Raw genomic sequence first — 19,468 nt, 5'->3', positions numbered from 1 at the left:
ATCACCCCGGGTGCCTAGCTTCGCGCCCATGTTCTTCACCTACCTCCGGCGCGAACTGCGCCGTCGCAGAAAGGCGGCGCTGGTCGTCGCCTCCGGGCTCGCGCTCGGAATCGCGCTGGTCATCGTCGTCAACTCGGTGGCCTCCGGCATGAAGCAGGCGCAGACCCAGGTCCTGGAGTCCCTGTACGGGCTGGGCACCGACCTCACGGTCACCAAGGCACGCGAGGAGCCCAAGGCGGGCGAGCAGCCGAACCGGCCGCGCTTCGAGTTCCAGGGCAAGGGCGACGGTGAGGAACAGAGCAGCGACCGCCTGATGGTCCAGGGCTTCCAGACCCTCCCCGCCTCCACCGTCGCCACCGTCGCGAAGCAGGACGGCGTCGCCCATGCCGTCGGCGGGCTGAGCCTCACCAACCTGAAGATCAACGGCGAGTTCAAGCGTGGCGAGATCCAGCGTGGCGAAGGAGCCCAGCCGGCCCAGCCCGGCGGACCGGGCGGCTCCGGCGGCGGTTCCGGCCGGAGCGACACCGTCACCGGCGGCGGCGCCGCCTTCGACGTCGACTCCTTCTCGCTCTACGGCACCGACGTGACCGCTCCGGACCTCGGTCCCCTCACCACCTCCACGATCACCACGGGCCGCACCTTCAAGACCACCGAGACCGACGCCAAGGTCGTGGTCGTCGACAGCGCCTACGCCAAGCAGGAGGGACTCTCGGTCGGCAAGACCCTCACCGTGAAGGGCGTGGCGTTCCAGGTCATCGGCATCGCCACGGCCGACAGCGGCCAGGCGGCCGCCCAGGTCTACCTGCCCCTGAAGCAGGCGCAGACCCTGTCCGACTCCAAGGACAAGATCACCACGGTCTACGTGCAGGCCACCGACTCCACCCGGATCGACGGCGTCAAGTCCGCGATCCAGAAGAACGTCGCCGGAACCACCGTCACGACCTCCGCCGATCTCGCCGAGACGGTCTCCGGATCCCTCGACACGGCGGCCGACCTCGCGACCAACGTGGGCCGGTGGCTGTCCTACGCCGTCCTCGTGGCCGCCGTCCTCGTCGCCGGGCTGCTCACCTCCTCCGCCGTCAGCCGCCGCGTCCGCGAGTTCGGCACGCTCAAGGCGCTCGGCTGGAAGAGCGGCCGGGTCACCCGGCAGGTGATGGGCGAGGCCCTCGTCAACGGCCTCATCGGCGGAGCGCTCGGCATCGCCGTCGGCCTCGGCGGCGCGTACCTGGTCACCGCGATCAGCCCGACCCTCACCGCCGAACTCGGCTCCCGGGCACTGACCGGCGGACCCGGCGGCGGGGGCGGCCGGGGCTTCGGCGGCCCCATGGTCTCGGCCGCCGGGGGCGGCGGAGGCAACACCCTCGACATCGCCCTCACCGCGCCCGTGAGCGTCACGACCGTCGGACTCGCCGTCGTGCTCGCCCTCGGCGGCGGCCTGATCGCGGGCGGATTCGGCGCCTGGCGCGCCTCCCGGCTCCGCCCGGCCGACGCCCTGCGCCGCGTCGAGTAGCCCCCCACCCCTTCACGTACCGCAGGAGTTGCACCATGTACGAACTCACCGGCGTCACCAAGCAGTACCGCAGAGGCCAGGAGAGAGTCGACGCGCTCGCCGGCGTCGACCTCACCATCGGGGAGGGCGACCGTCTGGTCATCCAGGGACCCACCGGCGGCGGGAAGTCCACCCTGCTGCAGATGCTCGGCGGCCTCGACCGGCCCACGGCGGGCAGCGTCCTGCTCGACGGGATCGATCTGGCCAAGCTCCCGGAGAGCAGGCTGACCACGGTGCGCAGCGAGAAGATCGGCTTCGTGTTCCAGAGCTTCAACCTCATCCCCACGCTCACCGCCCAGGAGAACGTCGAGACGGCGCTCGTCCCGCTCGGCCTCAAGGCCGCCGAGCGGCGGAGCCGGGCGGCGGAGGCACTGGAGTCGGTCGGCCTCGCCGAGCGCCTCGGGCATCTGCCGTCCGAGCTGTCCGGCGGTCAGCAGCAGCGTGTCGCCATCGCCCGCGCGCTGGTGAAGCGCCCGAAGGTGCTGCTCGCCGACGAGCCGACGGGCAACCTCGACGAGTCCATGCGCGACGAGATCGTGGAGCTCCTCGAAGGGCTGTGGAAGGAGCACGGACTGACCTTCGTGATGGTCACCCACGACAGCGTCATCGCCCGTCGCGCGCCGCGCCTCGCGACCATCAGGAAGGGGCGGATCACGATCAAGGAGAACCGCCCGGCCGACGCCGTGGAGGTCTGACACCGCCGTGCGGGGGCGTCCGGTCCGGACGCCCCCGCACGGCGGCGGGTCGGGAGGGGCACACGCCGGGGGCGTCACGCCGATATGCGACGTTCCGCTCCGGATCGACTGGCATGATCCGGTTCATGACTGAATCGACGACCGGACCGACGCCGTACCTGCTCCCGGGGGCCCGCGTGTTCGTCGCGGGTCACCGCGGCCTCGTCGGCTCGGCCGTGGCCCGTCGGCTGACCGCGGACGGATACGAGGTGCTCACGCGCGGGCGCGCCGAACTGGACCTGCGCGACGCGGACCGGACCGCGGCCCACCTCGCCGGGACCCGGCCGGACGCCGTCGTCCTCGCCGCGGCCAAGGTGGGCGGGATCATGGCGAACAGCGCGAGCCCGGTGCAGTTCCTGGAGGACAACCTCCGGATCCAGCTGAGCGTGATCGCCGGCGCGCACGCCGCCGGGGTGCGGCGGCTGCTCTTCCTCGGCTCGTCCTGCATCTACCCCCGGGAGGCGGCCCAGCCGATCACCGAGGACGCGCTCCTCACCGGCCCGCTGGAGCCCACGAACGAGGCCTACGCGCTCGCCAAGATCGCGGGCATCGCCCAGATCCGGGCGTACCGCAGGCAGTACGGTGCCGCCTACGTCTCCGCGATGCCGACCAATCTCTACGGCCCCGGCGACAACTTCGACCTGGCGACCTCGCACGTCCTGCCCGCGCTGATCCGCCGCTTCCACGAGGCTCGCGAGGCCGGCCACGAGCAGCTCACGCTGTGGGGATCCGGCGCGCCGCGCCGGGAGTTCCTGCACGTCGACGACCTGGCCGAGGCGTGCGGCCTGCTGCTGCGGAGCTACGACGGCGACGAGCCCGTGAACATCGGCTGCGGCGAGGACCTCACGATCCGCGAACTCGCCGCCGTCGTCGCCGATGTGACGGGCTACCGGGGCGAAGTGCGCTGGGACACGGGGAAGCCCGACGGCACGCCGCGCAAACTGCTCGACGTGTCCCGGCTGCACGCGCTCGGCTGGAAGCCCGCGATCGGCCTGCGCGAGGGCATCGCGTCCACCTACGCCTGGTGGCGGGCGGCGCGGTAGGGCGCCGTCCGCACCGTCGCGCGGCACCCCTCCGGATCGTCACCCGGAGGGGTTCGGGGTGCTCCACGACTCGCGCGGCTCACCCGGGCGGATCAACCGCAGTGGTCGGCGCCGTAGTTGGTGCCCTTCGCGGTGTTGCCGCCGTAGACGATCTCGGCGGAGACGTTGATGCAGCGGCCGGCGGCGTTCACCGTGACGGGGCCGGCGTAGTACTTGAACGGGTAGTAGCCCTCGTAGTCCTGGGTCACCACATGGCAGGTGGAGGAGGTGGAGGTCTCGGAGCAGCGCGTGATCTGCACCTCCATGTACTTGTCCTTGCCGTACCCGCCCGCGGTGGTGGCGACGTTGACCGCACAGTTGTTGCCGGTCGCCGCATCGTAGTAGACGTAGATGTTCCCGTACGTGGTGGAGCCGTACTTCACGGGATAGGTGGCGATCTGGCTTCCCGTGCAGCCGTAGCCGCCGGCCGAGGCCGTGGGAGCGCCGACGACCAGAATCGCCGCCGCGATGCCCAGGGATCCGAGCATCGCCGTTGCCTTACGGAGCATGACTGCTTCCCTCTCGCTGTGGTTCGCCGTGGACGGTGCAGCGGCGCTCTCGGCCGGCGCTCGTCCGTTGTCCCGGACATGCCGATGATCGCCGCGTCGGCCGCGATGCTACGAGTCGATCCCCGGCTTCACAACCGTTGCTTCGGCCAACGCGGGACGCGTGGACCCGAGGTGGGCGAATCGTCCCGTGCCGCGGCAACTCTCTTTGCAGCAAACCAATATGAGGGAGTGTCATTGTCGGGAACCAGCGGCGGCTCGACCTCCACGGTCCGCTGACGCGGGCGGCCGACCCGCCGCCCGCGCCGGAGCCGCACGGGAGGCCGATGTCAGTGGCGCCCCCTACCGTTCTCGACATGACGACGAAGACCTATCTGGAGCTGTCGCAGGACGGCGGCGGCGCGCACAAGTTCTACGAAGTGACGGTCGAGGACCTGGTGGTGTCGGTCCGTTACGGACGGATCGGCGCCGCCGGTCAGACGCAGACCTCGACCTTCGCCACCGTCGAGAAGGCGCGCGCCGCGGCGGCGAAGAAGATAGGCGAGAAGGTCCGCAAGGGATACGCCCCGGCCGTCCAGGGGCAGCGCGCCGCGCGCTCGGTCACCCGCCGCGAGGTCGCGTCGGCGCCGTCGACGGCCCGCGCGGTCGCGCCGGTCCTGTGGCGCTTCCGCACCGGCTCCGCGGCCTTCGGCATCCACGTCGACGACGAACGCTGCTGGGTCGGGAACCAGTCCGGCGACGTCTACACCCTGAGCCACTCGGGCGAGGTACAGGCCCGGTTCAGTCTGCCAGACGGAGTGAAGTGCCTGGTCGCCGACGACTTCTGGATCTACGCCGGATGTGACGACGGCCGGGTGTACGACCTCTCGTCGAAGCTGCCCTTCGCCGCGTACGACATCGCCACGGACGTCGACATCTTCTGGCTCGACATCCACGAGGGCGTGCTGGACGTCGCCGACCGCTCCGGCCGGCTGACCGTCATCGACCACGAGGACGAGCACCAGTGGTCGCGCACCGGCCGCGGCGAGCACGCCTGGATGGTGCGGGCCGACGACCGGGGCGTCTATCACGGGCACACCAAGGGCGTGACGGCGTACGCCCCCGACGGCGGCGGCGAGCTGTGGCACACGGCCACCGAGGGCGGGGTCCTCTTCGGCTGGCAGGAGGACGACTCCGTGTACGCGGGCACGGCGCGCCGGAAGGTGCAGCGCCTCGCGAAGAAGGACGGCCGGATCGAGGCCGTGTACGCCTGCGACAGCCCCGTCTACTCCTGCGCGACCTCGCCGGGTGGGCGGTTCGTCTTCGCCGCCGACTCGGCCTCCTCCGTGTACTGCTTCGCCGAGGACGGCACCCGGCTGTGGAAGCTGGGCACCGGCGGCGGATCGGCGCTCTCCATGCAGTACCGCGACGAGCGGCTCTACCTGGTGAACACCGACGGCTCACTGGTGTGCGTGGACGCGAGCGAGGCGGCGATCACCGCCGCGCAGCAGGGCACGGTGCCGGTCGCCCGGGACGTCAAGCTTGCCGCGGCCCTGCCCACCTACGAGCCGGCGACGACCGTCTCGGCCGTCACCACCGTCGTGTCCGCGCCGGCCGGTTCGGTGGTCGTCGAGTGCGTCCAGGAGGGCGGCCGGACCCGGGTGCACGTGCTGACCGACGGTTACGAGCGGTCCTGGAACGTGCAGTTCCCCCGGGCGATCCGGGAACCCGGCGCGCGCTACGCGGTCGACGCGCTGCACGCCGCCTCCGGCGGCTTCTACCGGGTGCGCGGTGACATCCGGCGACTGCTGTGACCGGCGGGACGTTCGAACCGGCGACGGGGGACGGTCCGCCGCTGCCCCCGGAGGCGGCCGAGCAGCGGTCCCGGGAGGTGCGGGCGGCCCTCGACGGGCTGCTGCAGATCCGCCGGCTGACCGGGCACCGGGGCGGGGATCCGCGGGAGTTCCCCGCCGACTGGGAACGGCGCCGGCCCGTCCGGGCGGTCGCTCTCGCCCTGGAGGCGGCACGGACCGCACCCTCCGCCGTCGACGCCTCCGGCGCCCGGGTGGCGACCGGCTACCGGGTCACCGCCGGCGAGCGGCCCGGCACCGCCGTCGTGGAGTGGCTGGGGCCGCCCGGCGGCGGGGCCGCGCACGAGGAGGAGTCCGCGCTCGCCGCGTGCGTGCCCGTCCTCGAACGGCTCGGCTGGGAGGCGTTGCTGTACCGGGGACCGCGGCGGCGGAGGTTCCTGGAGGTGGAGCCGGCCCAGAGGTGAACGGCCGAGCGGCCGGTCAGGCGATGGAGGCGGAGACGATCGCCGAGACCGCGATGTTGCAGGACGCCGTGACCCAGACCGCCGGGTGCGGCTGCGGATCCACCAGCGTGGCCCCCAGCCTGCCGGGCGTGATCAGGTCCACCACCAGGAACGCCACGGCCATCATCACCAGTCCGAGCAGGCCGAACGCGGCCGTGGAGACGAGGCCCTTGCCGAAGTCGTGGTAGGTCGTCCAGATCGACGTGAAGACGATGCCGCCGATGCCGAGCAGGGCGGAACTGAGCAGCAGGGCGGCGTTGCGGTTGCGCTCCTCCCATATCTGCCGTCCGAGCTTCCCCGGGGTGAGGAGGTCGACGAGGACGATGCCGAGGATCAGCAGCACCACGCCGAGTGCGCCGTAGGCGGTGGCCCGGCCGAGGCCGTTGACGATGTCGGTCATGTGAGCCGGCTCCGAGGGGAGAGTGATCGTGGATGATCGCGGTCAAGGACCGGCAAAATGTAGCGCATGCGCGGAAGGCCCCGGCCGGGTGGCCGGGGCCTTCTCGGGGCGGGAGTTCACACGTCGGCGGGCAGCGTCTTCGCCCTGGCCCGCACGCGGAACGCGGTGACGATCTCGACCGCCCCCAGCACCAGCAGCCAGACGCCCACCAGGACGGTCAGCACCCGGGCCGACTCCAGCGGGGACACGATCAGCACGATGCCGGCGAGCGCGCTGACGATCCCGAGGAAGATCTGCCAGCCGCGCGCCGGCATCGTCTCGTCGGAGGCCGCCGCCACGGTCTGCGTGATGCCGCGGAAGAGCCATCCGATGCCGATCCACAGGGCGAGCAGCAGCGTCGACTGCATGGCGCCGCGGAAGCAGAACAGGCCCAGCAGGATCGACACCGCGCCGCTGATGAAGGCCATCACCCGCAGCGCGGTGGTGCCATGGGTGCCGAAGGCGGTGACGAGTTGCATCACGCCGCTGAACAGCAGGTAGAGACCGAACAGCACACCCACGACGCGGAGCGTGGCCTCCGGCCACACCAGCACGATCACTCCCAGCGCCAGAGCCATCAGACCCGCGATCAGCAGGGCCTGCCAGGCGAGGCCGGCGAGCATGCTCAGGGGCCCCGGCGGCAGGTCCCCAGGGTCCGCGGGCCGCTCGGGCGGTGGTTCGTATGTCCGGGTCATGGGAGGACTCCCGTCGTCGGGCGCGGGGCCGTGCGGGGACGCACGGTCAGCGCGATTCTGCGTACGCGCGGAGGAAGAGCGCCTCGGCCAGCGCCATGTTCTCGATCTCGGACGGATCCACGCTCTCGTTCGGCGCGTGGATGAGGCAGCCCGGCTCCTCCACGCCGATCAGCGCGATCTCCGCGTCCGGGAACCGGCCGGCCAGCACGTTGCAGAGCGGGATCGAACCGCCCTGCCCCGACTCCACCATGTCCTTCCCGTACGCCTCGCGCATCGCGGCGGCCAGGGCCCGGTAGGCCGGACCGTCGGTGCGGGCGCGGAAGGGCTGCCCGGCGCTCTCGGCCTCCACCTCGACCCGCGCGCCCCACGGCGCCGCCGCGACGAGGTGGTCGGTGAGCGCGCGCCGGGCGTCGTCCGCGTCGACGCCCGGGGGGACGCGCAGACTGACCCGGGCCCGGACCTTCGCCTGTACGGCCGCCGACGAGCCCACCACCGGCGGGCAGTCGATGCCCAGCACCGTGACGGCCGGCCGGGCCCACAGCTCGTCGGCCACCGAGCCCGTGCCGAGCAGGGACACGCCTTCCAGGGCGCCGACGTCGGCGCGGAACCGGTCGGCCGGGTAGTCCACGCCGTCCCAGACCCCGTCGCCGGCCAGCCCCCTGACGGTGGTGCCGCCCTTCTCGTCCCGCAGGCTGTCGAGGATCCGTACCAGCGCGGCCAGCGCGTCGGGGGCCGGTCCGCCGAACATGCCCGAGTGCATCTCGCCCTTCAGCGTCGAGACGGTGACGACGACGTTGGTCAGGCCGCGCAGCGAGGTCGTGGCGGTGGGCAGGCCCAGGGCGAAGTTCCCGGTGTCGCAGATCAGCAGGCAGTCGGCGTCGAACAGGTCCGGCTGCCGTGGCACCAGCTCCTCGAGGCCGCCGGTGCCCTGTTCCTCCGACCCTTCCGCGACGAACTTGACGGTGACGGGGAAGCCGCCCCCGTGCGCCCCGCCCAGGGCCCGCAGCGCGGTGAGGTGCATGGCGATGTTGCCCTTGCAGTCCGCGGCGCCGCGCCCGTACCAGCGGCCGTCGCGTTCGGTCAGCTCGAAGGGCGGGGTGGTCCAGGCGTCGTCGTCGAGCGGCGGCTGGACGTCGTAGTGGCAGTAGAGGAGCACCGTGGGGGAGCCGGCCGGGCCGGGGGCGTGGCCGACGACCGCGTCGGTGCCGTCGGGGGTGGTCACCCGGCGCATGTCCCCGAGTCCGGCCTCGGTGAAGGCGCGGACCAGGAAGTCGGCCGTCCTCGCGCACTCCTCGGGCGGGAACTGCCGCGGGTCCGCGACCGAGCGCATCGCGACGAGCTCGGTCAGGTCCTGCTTGGCGCGCGGCATCAGGGCCCGGACCCGCTCCCGCAGCGCGGCGGTCTCGGCGGTCTCGGCGGATCGGGCGGTCTCGGCGGTCATGCGTACCCACCTCCCTCGGGTCCGCCCCGGTCGGTGGCGGCGCTCTCACTAAAGCAATAGCGGACAAATGCCGCAAAATCTGACCTGAACGGCGCAGTATCGCGCGGCCGCCGGGCGTCCCCGCGACCAGAGTGGAGACGTACGCCCTCGCGGACCGCCCGCGGCACGTCCCACCCGCCGCTGCGTGCCCCCGCCCCACGACGCGCGGCACACGCCCCGCGATCCCGCACCCCCACGTACCGGGAGACCCCATGAACCTCAACCGACGCGACCTCGGGCTCCTCGTCCTACGGGTCGGCACCGGCGCCGTCCTGGCCGCGCACGGAACCCAGAAGCTCTTCGGCTGGTTCGGCGGAGGCGGCATCGAGGGCACCTCCCACGCCATGGAGGCGATGGGCTTCTCGCCACCGCGCGAGAGCGCGATCGCCGCGGGTCTCGGGGAGGCGGGCGGCGGCGCCCTGCTCGCCCTCGGCCTCGCCACCCCGGCCGCCGGCGCCGCCGCGGCCGGTGCCATGGCCGGCGCGGTCTCCGTGCACGCCCCGGCCGGCTTCTTCGCGCAGGGAGGCGGCTTCGAGTACCCCGCGTTCCTCGGCTTCACCGCGGCCGCGATCGGCATCGCCGGCGCGGGCCGCTACTCCCTCGACCACGCCACGGGACATGTCCTCGACCGCCCCTGGGTCGTCGCCACGGCCTTCCTCGGCAGCGCGCTGGCCGCCGCGGCCGTGGTCGGCCGCCGCGCCGTGGCCCAGTCGGACGACGACACGGCCGACGGCGAGGACCTGTGAGGTGCCGCGGCTGACGAACGCCGGGCGGCCGGCCCGCCCGGCCTCGGCGCGGGAGGAGACGGGGTGCGGCGCCGGCCCGCCCGGCCGCCGCACCGTGCCCCGGCCGCCCGCGTCCCGGCCCGGCCGACGGCGCGCCCGCCCCGGGCGGGATCGCTCGCCGTGTCCGGCCCGCACCCGCCCCCGACCTCGTGTGACGCCGCGCACGCGCGCCCGACGAGGCCCCGCCCGCGTGTTAGCGTCCGGCGGTGACCTCCCCGGCTCTGGACGCTGCCCCTCTTGCTCCCGGCGGCGGCGCGGCCGGCGACGGACGCGAACCGCTCGGTCTCCTCGACCTGTTCGGGGACGGCTTCGTACGCGAGCCGTACCCCTGGCTGGACACCCTGCGCGCCGAGGCGCCGGTGCACCACGATCCGGGCACCGGCCTGTGGCTCGTCAGCCGCTACGAGGACGTACGGCGGGTCCTGCTCGACCCGGCCGCGTACCGTCCGGACAACGCCCAGCACGCGGTCGACCCGCTGCCCGTCCCCGTCCTGCGGGTGCTCGCCCGGTCCGGGTTCCGCCTGCCGCCCGCCCTCGCGAACAACGGCACCGCCAGCCATCACGGGCTGCGCCGCACCGTCACCCGCTTCTTCAACGCCCAACGGGTGGCGGCGGCCGTCCCGGTGATCGAGCGGATCGCCGACGAGCTGCTCGACACGGCGGAGGCGCGGACGGCGGCCGGTGGCGCATGCGACCTGTTCGAGACCTTCGCCCAGATCCTGCCCTGCCGCGTGCTGATGGAGCTGCTCGGCATCGAGGGCATCGACCCGGCCACCCTGGTGCGCTGGAGCGACGCGTCGCTGGAGCTGTTCTGGGGGCGGCCCGCACCGGAGCGGCAGCTGGAACTGGCGCAGCTCGCGGGCGAGTTCCATCGGTGGCTCACCGCGACCGTGCGCGACGCCGAGGTCGCGCCGGACTCGTTCATCGGTGCGCTGACCCGCCATCTGCTGCCCGACGGCCGGCCGCTCGACGTCGCGACCGCCGTCGGCGCGTGCTTCTTCGTCTTCATCGCCGGGCAGTCCACGACCGGGCAGCTCATCTCGACCGTGCTGCACCGCGCGCTCACCGAACCCGGACTGTGGCCGCGGCCCGCGAGCGAGCCCGGTCTGGCCGAGGCGTGGGTGGAGGAGGTGCTGCGCCGCGAGCCGCCGGTGACCACCTGGCGCCGCGTCACCGCGCACCCCGTGGACCTCGGCGGGGTGCGGCTCCCCGCCGGGGCGCAGCTGCTGCTCATGCTGATGGGTACCGGCTCCGACCCGGAGGTCTTCACCGACCCCGAGCGGATGTGCCCGCACCGTCCGAACGCCCGCCACCACCTCGCGTTCGGCGTGGGACGTCACCGCTGTCCGGGCGCGTCCCTGGCGCGCACGGAGGCGGCGGTCGCGCTGCGGGCGGCGGCCCTTCGTCTCCCGGACGTCCGCCTCGCGGGAGCCCCGGAACCCGGCCCGGCGGCCGGGCGGTCGGCCGACCCGGCAACACCACCCGCCCCCGCACCGCGGCAGCCTCCGATGCTCGGCCTGCTGTCCTTCCGGGCCCCCCTGCGGGTGCCGGTCGTACGGCGCTGATCCATGCGCCCGCCGGTCGTACCGGCGCGGCGACCCGCGCGCCCGCCGGTCGCACGGAGCCACCCGTGGCTGCCGGCCCCCGCCCCCGCCCCCGCACGGCGGAGGGGCGGGCTTCCCTCCCGGGTGCCCGCCCCCTGTCATCGGGTAGGTACGCTCACGCGTCGCCGGGGGCGCGCAGCTCGCCCGACCGGGCCACCCCGGCGTACCAGAGGGCACTCGACTTGGGCGTGCGCTCCAGGGTGTCGTAGTCGACGTGGACCGCGCCGAACCGCTTGGCGTAGCCGTAGGCCCACTCGAAGTTGTCGAGCAGCGACCAGAGGAAGTAGCCCCGCACGTCCACCCCGTCGGTGATCGCGCGGTGCACCGCGTCCAGGTGCGCGTGGACGTACGCGGCGCGCTCGGGGTCGTGCACGGTGCCGTCCGGGCCGACCTCGTCCTCGTAGGCGGCGCCGTTCTCGCTGATCACCAGCGGCAGACCGGGATAGCGGTCCGCCGTGCGCTTCAGCAGGTCGTACAGCGCGCTCGCGTCGACCGGCCAGCCCATCGCCGTGCGCTCGCCCGGCGCCCGGTGGAAGGCGACGTCGTCCGCGCCCGGCCACGGCGAGTGCTCGCTGTTGCCGTGGCCGTCGTCCTGCGGCTTCTCGTCGCCCTGCGCGACCCGCGAGACGACCGTCGGGGCGTAGTAGTTGATCGCCAGCAGGTCCAGCGGCTGGTGCGCGGTCGCGGTGTCGCCGTCCCGGACGAAGGACCAGTCGGTCAGGTGCGCCGTGTCCGCGAGCAGGTCCTCGGGGTACGCGCCCTCCAGCATGGGGCCGAGCCAGACCCGGTTGCCGACGGCGTCGATCTGCCGGGCCGCCTCCACGTCCTCGGCCGAGGGGGTGAGCGGACGGATCTCGTGCAGGTTGAGCGAGACCGAGAGCTGACTGCCCTCGGGCAGCGCGGACCGCAGTGCCTGGACGGCGAGGCCGTGGCCGAGGTTGAGGTGGTGCGCCGCCCGCAGCGCGGAGACCGGGTTCGTCCGGCCCGGCGCGTGGACGCCCGAGCCGTAGCCGAGGAAGGCGCTGCACCAGGGCTCGTTGAGGGTGGTCCAGCGCTTCACCCGGTCGCCGAGGGCGTCGGCCACGAGGGCCGCGTAGTCGCCGAAGCGCTCGGCCGTGGCGCGCTCGGGCCACCCGCCCGCGTCCTCCAGCTCCTGGGGCAGGTCCCAGTGGTAGAGGGTCAGGGCGGGCTCGATGCCGGCGGCGAGCAGCTCGTCGACCAGCTGCCGGTAGAAGTCCAGGCCCTTCTGCACGGCCGGGCCGCGGCCGGTGGGCTGCACCCGCGACCACGAGACGGAGAACCGGTAGGCGTTCAGACCGAGGTCGGCCATCAGCCGGACGTCGTCCCGGAACCGGTGGTAGTGGTCGACGGCCACGTCACCGGTGTGGCCCTCGAAGACCTTGCCCGGGGTGTGCGAGAAGGTGTCCCAGATGGACGGCGTCCGGCCGTCCTCGCGGGCGGCGCCCTCGATCTGGTAGGCGGCGGTGGCCGAGCCCCAGAGGAAATCGGCGGGAAAGGAACGGGTGGCGGTGAGCGGCCGGGTCTCGGACGCGGTCATAGGAGAGCGCTCCCAACGCGAAGATGCGGATGCGGTACGGACAGGGGGAAGCGGCGGTCAGCTCTTGACGGCGCCGGCGGTGATGCCGCCCACGATGTGCTTGCCGAGCACGGCGAAGACCAGCAGCAGCGGCACCGTGGATATCAGCGCGCCGGTCAGCACGATCGCCTGGTCGACGGAGTGGTTGCCCGCCCCGAGACCGGCCAGCGCCACCTGGAGGGTCGGGCTGCCGTCCGGGGTCAGCGCGATGAACGGCCAGAAGAAGTCGTTCCACGCCTGGACGAAGACGAGCATGCCGAGCACCGCCATCGCGGGTCTGGCCACCGGGAACACCACGTGCCAGATGATCCGCAGGCTGTGCGCGCCGTCCATCCGGGCGGCCTCGACCAGCTCCACGGGCAGCGCCTCGATCAGGAACTGCCGCATGAAGAACACGCCGAAGGCGGCGACCAGGGACGGCAGGACGACCGACTGGAGCTGGTCGACCCAGCCGAGGTCGGTGATGATCTGGTAGAGCGGGATCACGCTGAGCTGCGGCGGGATCGTCATCGTCGCGACGACCAGCGCGAGCAGTGCGCCCCGGCCCTTGAAGGGCAGCTTGGCGAAGGCGAAGCCGGCCAGGGTCGAGAACAGGACCGTGGACACGGCGACGAGACTCGCGACGACGGTCGTGTTGACCAGCGCCTCGCCCATGTCGACCTGGTTCCAGGCGAAGGTGAGGTTGTCGAAGAGCCGCGGCCCGGGCAGCAGGGGGGCCGGGGGCGAGACCACGCGCTCGCCCGTGTGGGAGGCGGCGACGAGGTTCCAGTACAGCGGGAAGAGCGAGATCAGGGCGGCGAAGCCGAGCAGCACGTACGTCAGCGGTCCCGCGTGGTGCTGGCGGCCGGCCGCCGAACGCCGCCTGCCGCGCCTCGGGCGGCCGCCGTCGGCGGCGCGCGTCGCGTCGAGGGTGTGGGTCATGAGGTCAGGCCCCCAGCTTCTTGCGGTTCGCCCGGCCGACGAGCGCCTGGACCGCGCCGATCAGCAGCAGGAGCAGCAGCATCACCCAGGCGATCGCGGACGCCTGGCCCAGCGCGCCGGTCACCCAGCCCTTCTCGTACATCAGCAGGCTCAGGGTCTGGTACTGGTTGCCGCTGCCGCCGCTGATGCCGACACTGCCACCGAAGATCATCGGCTCGCCGAAGAGCTGGGTGGCGCCGATGGTGGAGACGATGACGGTGAACAGGATCGTCGGGCGGATCGACGGGATGGTGACGCTGAGGAACTGGCGCCAGCGCGAGGCACCGTCCAGCGCCGCGGCCTCGTACAGGTCCTGCGGCACGGCCTGCATCGCGGCCAGGTAGATGAGCGCGTTGTAGCCGGTCCAGCGCCAGGTCACGATCGCCGAGATGGCGATCTGCGACGGCCACTTGGACGACTCCCAGGAGACGGGGTCGAAGCCGACCCAGCCCAGGGCCGTGTTGATCAGGCCGTAGTCGGTGTTGAACAGCTGGGCGAAGACCAGCGTGGCCGCCGCGATCGAGGTCGCGTACGGGGCGAGGACCGCGACCCGGAAGAACCCGCGGCCGCGCAGTTTGTAGTTGAGCAGGTGGGCCAGCCCCAGCGCCATCATGAGCTGCGGGACGGTGGAGATCACGCCGATGGTGAAGGTGTTGGCGAGCGCGTTCCAGAAGAACTCGCTGGTCGCCAGCGAGCTGTAGTTCTCCAGCCCCCGCCACTCGGCGGTGCCGCCGAGCTCGACCCGGTTGAGCGAGAGCCAGCCCGTGTAGATCAGCGGGAAGAGGCCGAAGGCCGCGAAGGTGAGGAAGAAGGGGGCGACGAAGACGTACGGGATCGCCTTGAGGTCCCAGCGGTAGAGCGTGCTGCGCCAGCCGGTCCGGCCGGCCGCGTGCGCGCGCGGGCCGGGGGAGGAGGGCGGGGGTGCGACGGGGGGCGGGGAGTCGCCGCTCGTCGCCCGAACGGAGGTGGCCACGGGGGCGTCCTTCCAGGTCGATGCGTGCGGTGGTGCGGACGGTGACGGCCCGCCGCCCTCAGGCGGCGGCGGGCCGTCACGCGGTCCCCGCTACTGGTCGATCTTGTCGTCGATCAGCTTCTTGACGTTCTGCCAGGCCTTGTCCGGTGCCGTGCCCCGCTGCTCGATGTCGAGGACGCCGTTGTCGGTGATGAAGGTCTTCACCTGGCCGTCCCAGCGGCTGATCGGCGCGGGTGTGATGCCGGCGGCGGCCTCCGAGTAGATCTTGCCCACCGGGGTGTCCCCGAAGTAGGGCAGCTTCGCGTCCTGGACGACCGAGGAGGTCAGCGTGTCCTTGGAGGACGGGATGTTCCCGTTCACGCCGAAGACCTTGGCGTGCTGCTCCGGGGCCGTCAGCCAGGCGGCGAGCTCGGCGGCCTCCTTGGTGTGCTTGCCGGCCTTCGGGACGGCGAGGAAGGCGCCGCCCCAGTTGCCGGCCACCGGCGGGGCCGCGATGTCCCACTTGCCCTGGTTGCCCGCGCCGGCCTGGTCCTTGATGATGCCCGTCATCCAGCTCGGGCAGGCGACCGTGGCGAACTTGGAGTTCTTGAAGGCGGCGTTCCAGGTGCCCTTCTCGTCGAACTGGCGCAGCTTGGCGGTCAGTCCGCTCTGCGCGGCGGAGACGGCGGTCTCCCAGGCCTTCTTCACACCGGGGCTGTTCTCGTAGTCGAGCTCGCCCTGGGCGTTCGCGTACTGGATGGGCTGGCTGGAGACCACGGCGTTGAACAGGCCGCTCGCCGAGTCGTGGAACGAGGTCCCGGCGGGGGCGCTCTTCTGGTAGGTCTTGCCGGCCTCCAGGAACTTCGCCCAGTCGCCGGCCCACAGCTTGGCGACCTCGGTGCGGTCGGTGGGCAGCTTGGCCTTGGCGAACAGGTCCTTGTTGTAGCAGATGGCCATCGGGCCGATGTCGGTGCCGAGTCCGATCACGGAGCCCTTGCCGGTGGTGGCCTGCTTGACCTTCCAGTCGAGGAACGCCCCGAGGTCCGCGCCGCCGGTCTTGCCGAGGTCGACCCACTTGTCGCCCATCGCGGGGCCGGTCGCCTCCGCGATGTAGCCCACCTCCAGGGCCTGGATGTCGGCCAGGCCGCTGTTGCGGGAGAGGCGCAGCTTCAGCGTGTCCCAGTACTTCTGGCCGTCGGCGACGTTCGACTCTTCAATCTTGATGTTGGGGTGGGTCTTCTCGTACTCGGCGTAGAGCTTGGCGCCGGTCTTGTTGTCGTAGCCGAACGAACCGAAGGTCCCGATCCGCAGCGTGATCTTCCCGTCGCCGGACGCGTCGTCGTCGCTCCCGCCGCCGCAGCCGGTGAGCAGGGCCGTGCCGGTCGCGAGGACGGCGACCGCGGCTATGGCGGTGCGGTGACCGCGTCTGCTGCTGGAAGTGCGCATTCCACTCTCCTCGTCCAAGGTGGTGCTCGTTGTGCGCCAAGTGGGCCCGGCGGGGGGTTCGCGGCTCGGCGAGGCCCCGCCCGGACCTGATGAAGGGTCGGTGTCGCTTCCCGGATGGGAGCGCTCCCACGTCGTTGCCGGAAGGTTGCTGCCTGGCGGGTGCGAGTGTCAAGACATGAACGCGGATTCGTTACCGGAAGGTGTTCGTCGGGTTTCGGGCCCTCGCGCCCCGAGGGGCGTCGTCATGTCCTGAACGCGGACCATGACATCGGGGAGGGTCGTCCCGTAGTGTGGGAGCGCTCCCATTCCTCGGGTCGGCGTAGGTTGTTCCACGCGCGCCCGGGGAGGGGCTCGGAGCGGCCTCAGCCCCTCTGATCTGCCGCGACGGGATCGGCGCGGAACACGGGTTCGTACGAGGGGAGTTCGAGGTTCGTGAACGGACGGCGCAACGGCAGGCCCACTCTGGAGGAGGTCGCGGCCCTGGCCGGCGTCGGCAGGGGCACGGTCTCGCGGGTGATCAACGGCTCGCCCCGGGTGAGCGAACAGACCAGGAACGCCGTCGCCCGCGCCGTCGCCGAACTCGGGTACGTCCCCAACCAGGCGGCCCGGGCGCTGGCCGGCAGCCGCACCGACGCGGTCGCCCTGGTGATCCCCGAGACCGAGGCGAGGCTCTTCGCGGAGCCCTACTTCCTCGACCTCATGCGCGGCGTGAGCGCCGAGCTCGCCGACGCCGACAAGCAGTTGCTGCTCACCCTGGTGCGCACCGAGCAGGAGCGGCAGCGTTTCGAGCAGTACCTCGCCGCCCAGCGCGTCGACGGCGTGCTGCTGGCGTCCGTGCACGGCGACGACCCGCTGCCCGACCGGGTGCGGGAGCTCGGGCTGCCGGTGGTCATGAACGGGCGGCGCGCGGAGGCCGAACCCGTCGCCTACGTGGACTCCGACAACATCGGCGCGGGCCGTGCGGCCGTCGCCCACCTCGTGGGCCGCGGCCGGGCCCGGATCGCGACCATCAGCGGTCCGCCGGACATGTACGTGGCCCGCGCCCGTCTGGGCGGCTACCGGGCCGGTCTGGCGGAGGCCGGCCTGGCCCCGGACGAGTCGCTGGTGGCGACGGGTGACTTCACGGAGGAGGGCGGCCGGCTGGCGATGCGGGACCTGCTGGAGCGGAGCCCGGACCTGGACGCCGTGTTCGCGGCATCCGACGTGATGGCGGCCGGTGCCCGGTCCGTGCTGCGGGAGGCGGGGCGCCGGGTCCCCGAGGACGTGGCGTTGGTCGGGGTGGACGACTCGGCGGTGGCGCGGCACATGGACCCGCCGCTGACGAGTGTGCGCCAGCCGATCGAGGAGATGGGCCGGACGATGACCCGGCTGCTGCTGCAGAAGATCGCGGAGAAGGCGGAGGGCGAGCGGACGGCCGAGGGGGAGCCGCGCCGGGTCCTGCCGACGGAGCTGATCGTGCGCGACTCCTCCTGAGCGCGACCCGCCGCGGGCCGCGTGCGCGGACGCCGGCGCGCTGTCGCGGGCACGCACCGGGGCCGTACGGAACCCGGCGGTTCCGTACGGCCCCGGGCGCTCACCGGTGCGGTGTCAGAGCGCCGGGTGGGCGTTCTTCAGCAGCTCCTGGAACTGGGCCGAGAACCACTGACCCGAGAGCGGCGCGTCGGGCAGGGCGCCCGACATGCTGTTGCCGTTGCGCGCGTTGCCCGTGTAGGTGGGGTCGCACATCCGGTCGAAGCCCTTGCCCTCGTTGTTCGGGATCTCCTTGCTGGCGCCGTCCGACTCGCCCGGCGGCTTGATCCACACGTACGCGTCGATGCCGGCGGCCGGAGCGGCCTGCGGCCGTTCGCCGAGTCCGGCGCCCGACTGGTTGCACCAGTTGCCGAGGTGGATGCGCCGGTCGTAGCGCCCGCCGTTCACGTAGGTGTCGACCGTCGTCCTGGCGCCGGGTGCGGTCGGCCGGGCGGTACCGCCCCAGCCGTTGCGGGAGGTGTCGATCAGCATGCCGAGGTTCTGGTCGAAGCCGAGGGAGACCAGTTTGGTCCGCATGGCCTGGGCGTACGACAGCTCGTCGGTGTACCGGTTCCAGTCGACCCACTTCGACTGGCGCACGGAGACGCCGTTGACGCTGTCGTCGATGGTGAAGTGGTCCTCCTTGAGCGCGCTGTAGTTGGCGGTGTTCACGATGAAGCCGTGGACGTTGGCGAGGGTGGAGCCCTCCGCCGTCGCCGCCGTCTTGAACAGCTCGGCCGAGGGGCCGAAGTTGTCGTCCCAGCCGAGCCAGCCGTGGTGGCCGGCGTCCACGTAGTTGTAGACGTTGGCGATGGAGCCCAGCTTGTTCAGCGCGTAGCCGACGCCCTTGATGTAGTTGCTGTTGGACTTCATCACGTCGCAGTTCGGGGTCGCCGTGGGACGCCCGGAGACGTTGGTGACGAGGTTCGGCAGCGAGTCGATCTCGACGGTGGTGACGATCCGCAGCCCCGCGTACTTGGAGTCGGCGAGGATCGCGGCGATCGGGTCGATGTACTGGGTCTTGTACCTGTCGATCTCGGTGGGGCCGAGCTCGCCGTTCGAGGCGAGCGCCGCGCAGTCGCGTCCGGGGAGGTTGTAGATCACCAGCTGGACGACGAGCTCGCCGCTGCCCTTCTGGGCGAGGGCGGCGTCGAGGTGGTCGCGCAGGCCCATGCCGCCGTTCACGCCCGCGATGGCGGCGGTGCGGTCCAGCCAGACACCGGTGGGCTGGTTCGCCACCTTGCTGCCGCCCGGCTCGGCGGCGGCCTTGGCGGACCACTCCGGGTTCACGTACACCTTGGCGCCGGCGTACGGGTTGTCGGCCTTGCCGCCCGACGGCGGCGGGGTCGTCGGCGGGGTCGTGGGCGGCGTGGTGGGCGGGGTCGTCGGCTCCGTGGTCCCGTTGCAGGTGACGCCGTTCAGCCTGAAGCTCGCGGGGACGGCGTTGGTGCCGCTGTACGAGCCGTTGAAGCCGAAGCTCGTCGAACCGCCCGTGGCCAGCGTCCCGTTGTACGACAGGCTCTTGGCCGTGACCGCGGCCCCGGACTGGGTGATCGTGGCGTTCCAGCCCTGGGTGACCTTCTGGTCGCCGCCGTAGGACCACTCCAGGGTCCAGGAGGCCACCGGGTCACCGGTGTTGGTGACGACCACGTTGGCGCCGAAGCCGGTGTTCCACTGGTTGGTGATCTGGTACTCGACCTTGCAGCCCGCGGCGGCTGCGCCCGCGGTGGTGGTGAGGACGGTGGCGGTGGCGCCGGTGGCCGTGATCAGGCCGAGGGCCGCCAGCAGAGCCGTGCGGCGGGGCGTGCGGGTTGTGCGGCTCATGGTGATGAGGTGC

Annotated in this window: 17 protein-coding genes; 8 read left to right on the top strand and 9 right to left on the bottom strand. The window is 72.5% G+C overall.

Going from position 1 to position 19,468, the window contains the following annotated elements:
• The first annotated feature begins 28 nt into the window (after positions 1-28).
• From ACE1OA_RS05115 to ACE1OA_RS05105, 3 genes are all read left to right on the top strand, one after another.
• Complete coding sequence (locus tag ACE1OA_RS05115; protein WP_386546319.1) at positions 29-1,510, top strand: ABC transporter permease; 1,482 nt, start codon at positions 29-31, stop codon at positions 1,508-1,510.
• Between the two features lie 35 nt (positions 1,511-1,545).
• Positions 1,546-2,244, top strand: a complete 699-nt coding sequence (locus ACE1OA_RS05110) for an ABC transporter ATP-binding protein (protein ID WP_356600085.1) — start codon at positions 1,546-1,548, stop codon at positions 2,242-2,244.
• 113 nt (positions 2,245-2,357) lie between these two features.
• Complete coding sequence (locus ACE1OA_RS05105; protein WP_384871861.1) at positions 2,358-3,326, top strand: GDP-L-fucose synthase family protein; 969 nt, start codon at positions 2,358-2,360, stop codon at positions 3,324-3,326.
• Positions 3,327-3,418: 92 nt separating this feature from the next.
• On the opposite strand, the gene ACE1OA_RS05100 is transcribed toward ACE1OA_RS05105, so the two are convergent.
• Positions 3,419-3,874, bottom strand: a complete 456-nt coding sequence (locus tag ACE1OA_RS05100; RefSeq protein ID WP_356600083.1) for a hypothetical protein — start codon at positions 3,872-3,874, stop codon at positions 3,419-3,421.
• A gap of 353 nt (positions 3,875-4,227) precedes the next feature.
• On the opposite strand from ACE1OA_RS05100, the gene ACE1OA_RS05095 reads away from it, so the two are divergent.
• Complete coding sequence (locus ACE1OA_RS05095) at positions 4,228-5,664, top strand: WGR domain-containing protein (RefSeq protein ID WP_432752353.1); 1,437 nt, start codon at positions 4,228-4,230, stop codon at positions 5,662-5,664.
• A complete protein-coding gene (locus ACE1OA_RS05090; RefSeq protein ID WP_356600077.1) occupies positions 5,661-6,125 on the top strand; it encodes a hypothetical protein in 465 nt (154 codons plus the stop codon). Before ACE1OA_RS05095 ends, ACE1OA_RS05090 begins: the two co-directional genes overlap by 4 nt.
• 16 nt (positions 6,126-6,141) lie before the next feature.
• On the opposite strand, the gene ACE1OA_RS05085 is transcribed toward ACE1OA_RS05090, so the two are convergent.
• From ACE1OA_RS05085 to ACE1OA_RS05075, 3 genes are all read right to left on the bottom strand, one after another.
• Positions 6,142-6,564 (bottom strand): DUF350 domain-containing protein, encoded by a 423-nt coding sequence (locus ACE1OA_RS05085; RefSeq protein ID WP_356600075.1) that lies wholly within the window; start codon positions 6,562-6,564, stop codon positions 6,142-6,144.
• Positions 6,565-6,680: 116 nt separating this feature from the next.
• Positions 6,681-7,298 (bottom strand): HdeD family acid-resistance protein, encoded by a 618-nt coding sequence (locus tag ACE1OA_RS05080; RefSeq protein WP_356600073.1) that lies wholly within the window; start codon positions 7,296-7,298, stop codon positions 6,681-6,683.
• Positions 7,299-7,344: 46 nt separating this feature from the next.
• Positions 7,345-8,739, bottom strand: a complete 1,395-nt coding sequence (locus ACE1OA_RS05075) for a dipeptidase (RefSeq protein WP_356600071.1) — start codon at positions 8,737-8,739, stop codon at positions 7,345-7,347.
• A 251-nt stretch (positions 8,740-8,990) separates the two neighbouring features.
• Here ACE1OA_RS05075 and ACE1OA_RS05070 point away from each other — a divergent pair, with 251 nt between their 5' ends.
• Both ACE1OA_RS05070 and ACE1OA_RS05065 read left to right on the top strand, forming a co-directional pair.
• Positions 8,991-9,524, top strand: coding sequence for a DoxX family membrane protein (locus tag ACE1OA_RS05070; RefSeq protein WP_356779610.1), 534 nt, complete (start codon positions 8,991-8,993; stop codon positions 9,522-9,524).
• Between the two features lie 245 nt (positions 9,525-9,769).
• Positions 9,770-11,128, top strand: a complete 1,359-nt coding sequence (locus ACE1OA_RS05065; protein ID WP_432752352.1) for a cytochrome P450 — start codon at positions 9,770-9,772, stop codon at positions 11,126-11,128.
• A gap of 154 nt (positions 11,129-11,282) precedes the next feature.
• Here ACE1OA_RS05065 and ACE1OA_RS05060 read toward each other — a convergent pair whose 3' ends face one another.
• The 4 genes from ACE1OA_RS05060 to ACE1OA_RS05045 form a co-directional block, all read right to left on the bottom strand.
• Positions 11,283-12,725, bottom strand: coding sequence for a GH1 family beta-glucosidase (locus tag ACE1OA_RS05060; protein ID WP_356600065.1), 1,443 nt, complete (start codon positions 12,723-12,725; stop codon positions 11,283-11,285).
• Positions 12,726-12,782: 57 nt separating this feature from the next.
• Complete coding sequence (locus ACE1OA_RS05055) at positions 12,783-13,685, bottom strand: carbohydrate ABC transporter permease (RefSeq protein WP_356600063.1); 903 nt, start codon at positions 13,683-13,685, stop codon at positions 12,783-12,785.
• Between the two features lie 4 nt (positions 13,686-13,689).
• Positions 13,690-14,697, bottom strand: coding sequence for a carbohydrate ABC transporter permease (locus ACE1OA_RS05050; protein ID WP_356600061.1), 1,008 nt, complete (start codon positions 14,695-14,697; stop codon positions 13,690-13,692).
• 90 nt (positions 14,698-14,787) lie between these two features.
• Entirely contained in the window at positions 14,788-16,122 is a 1,335-nt protein-coding gene (locus ACE1OA_RS05045) for an ABC transporter substrate-binding protein (RefSeq protein WP_356600059.1), read from the bottom strand.
• A gap of 432 nt (positions 16,123-16,554) precedes the next feature.
• On the opposite strand from ACE1OA_RS05045, the gene ACE1OA_RS05040 reads away from it, so the two are divergent.
• On the top strand, positions 16,555-17,595 hold the full coding sequence (locus tag ACE1OA_RS05040) for a LacI family DNA-binding transcriptional regulator (protein ID WP_356600057.1): 1,041 nt from the start codon (positions 16,555-16,557) through the stop codon (positions 17,593-17,595).
• 114 nt (positions 17,596-17,709) lie between these two features.
• On the opposite strand, the gene ACE1OA_RS05035 is transcribed toward ACE1OA_RS05040, so the two are convergent.
• Positions 17,710-19,455 (bottom strand): glycoside hydrolase family 6 protein, encoded by a 1,746-nt coding sequence (locus tag ACE1OA_RS05035; protein WP_432752351.1) that lies wholly within the window; start codon positions 19,453-19,455, stop codon positions 17,710-17,712.
• Positions 19,456-19,468 lie beyond the last annotated feature (13 nt).

It is taken from the genome of Streptomyces sp. JL2001 (genome assembly GCF_050917515.1).
Taxonomy (GTDB): domain Bacteria; phylum Actinomycetota; class Actinomycetes; order Streptomycetales; family Streptomycetaceae; genus Streptomyces.
This window is presented reverse-complemented; position numbering and strand designations above follow the sequence as displayed.

What these genes read in the sequence shown, in the direction of transcription:
- ACE1OA_RS05075 (WP_356600071.1), bottom strand. Translation starts at nt 8,739, where the DNA reads ATGACCGCCGAGACCGCCCGATCCGCCGAGACCGCCGAGACCGCCGCG.
- ACE1OA_RS05100 (WP_356600083.1), bottom strand. Translation starts at nt 3,874, where the DNA reads ATGCTCCGTAAGGCAACGGCGATGCTCGGATCCCTGGGCATCGCGGCG.
- ACE1OA_RS05055 (WP_356600063.1), bottom strand. Translation starts at nt 13,685, where the DNA reads ATGACCCACACCCTCGACGCGACGCGCGCCGCCGACGGCGGCCGCCCG.
- ACE1OA_RS05095 (WP_432752353.1), top strand. Translation starts at nt 4,228, where the DNA reads ATGACGACGAAGACCTATCTGGAGCTGTCGCAGGACGGCGGCGGCGCG.
- ACE1OA_RS05035 (WP_432752351.1), bottom strand. Translation starts at nt 19,455, where the DNA reads ATGAGCCGCACAACCCGCACGCCCCGCCGCACGGCTCTGCTGGCGGCC.
- ACE1OA_RS05085 (WP_356600075.1), bottom strand. Translation starts at nt 6,564, where the DNA reads ATGACCGACATCGTCAACGGCCTCGGCCGGGCCACCGCCTACGGCGCA.
- ACE1OA_RS05115 (WP_386546319.1), top strand. Translation starts at nt 29, where the DNA reads ATGTTCTTCACCTACCTCCGGCGCGAACTGCGCCGTCGCAGAAAGGCG.
- ACE1OA_RS05110 (WP_356600085.1), top strand. Translation starts at nt 1,546, where the DNA reads ATGTACGAACTCACCGGCGTCACCAAGCAGTACCGCAGAGGCCAGGAG.
- ACE1OA_RS05070 (WP_356779610.1), top strand. Translation starts at nt 8,991, where the DNA reads ATGAACCTCAACCGACGCGACCTCGGGCTCCTCGTCCTACGGGTCGGC.
- ACE1OA_RS05080 (WP_356600073.1), bottom strand. Translation starts at nt 7,298, where the DNA reads ATGACCCGGACATACGAACCACCGCCCGAGCGGCCCGCGGACCCTGGG.
- ACE1OA_RS05105 (WP_384871861.1), top strand. Translation starts at nt 2,358, where the DNA reads ATGATCCGGTTCATGACTGAATCGACGACCGGACCGACGCCGTACCTG.
- ACE1OA_RS05045 (WP_356600059.1), bottom strand. Translation starts at nt 16,122, where the DNA reads ATGCGCACTTCCAGCAGCAGACGCGGTCACCGCACCGCCATAGCCGCG.
- ACE1OA_RS05060 (WP_356600065.1), bottom strand. Translation starts at nt 12,725, where the DNA reads ATGACCGCGTCCGAGACCCGGCCGCTCACCGCCACCCGTTCCTTTCCC.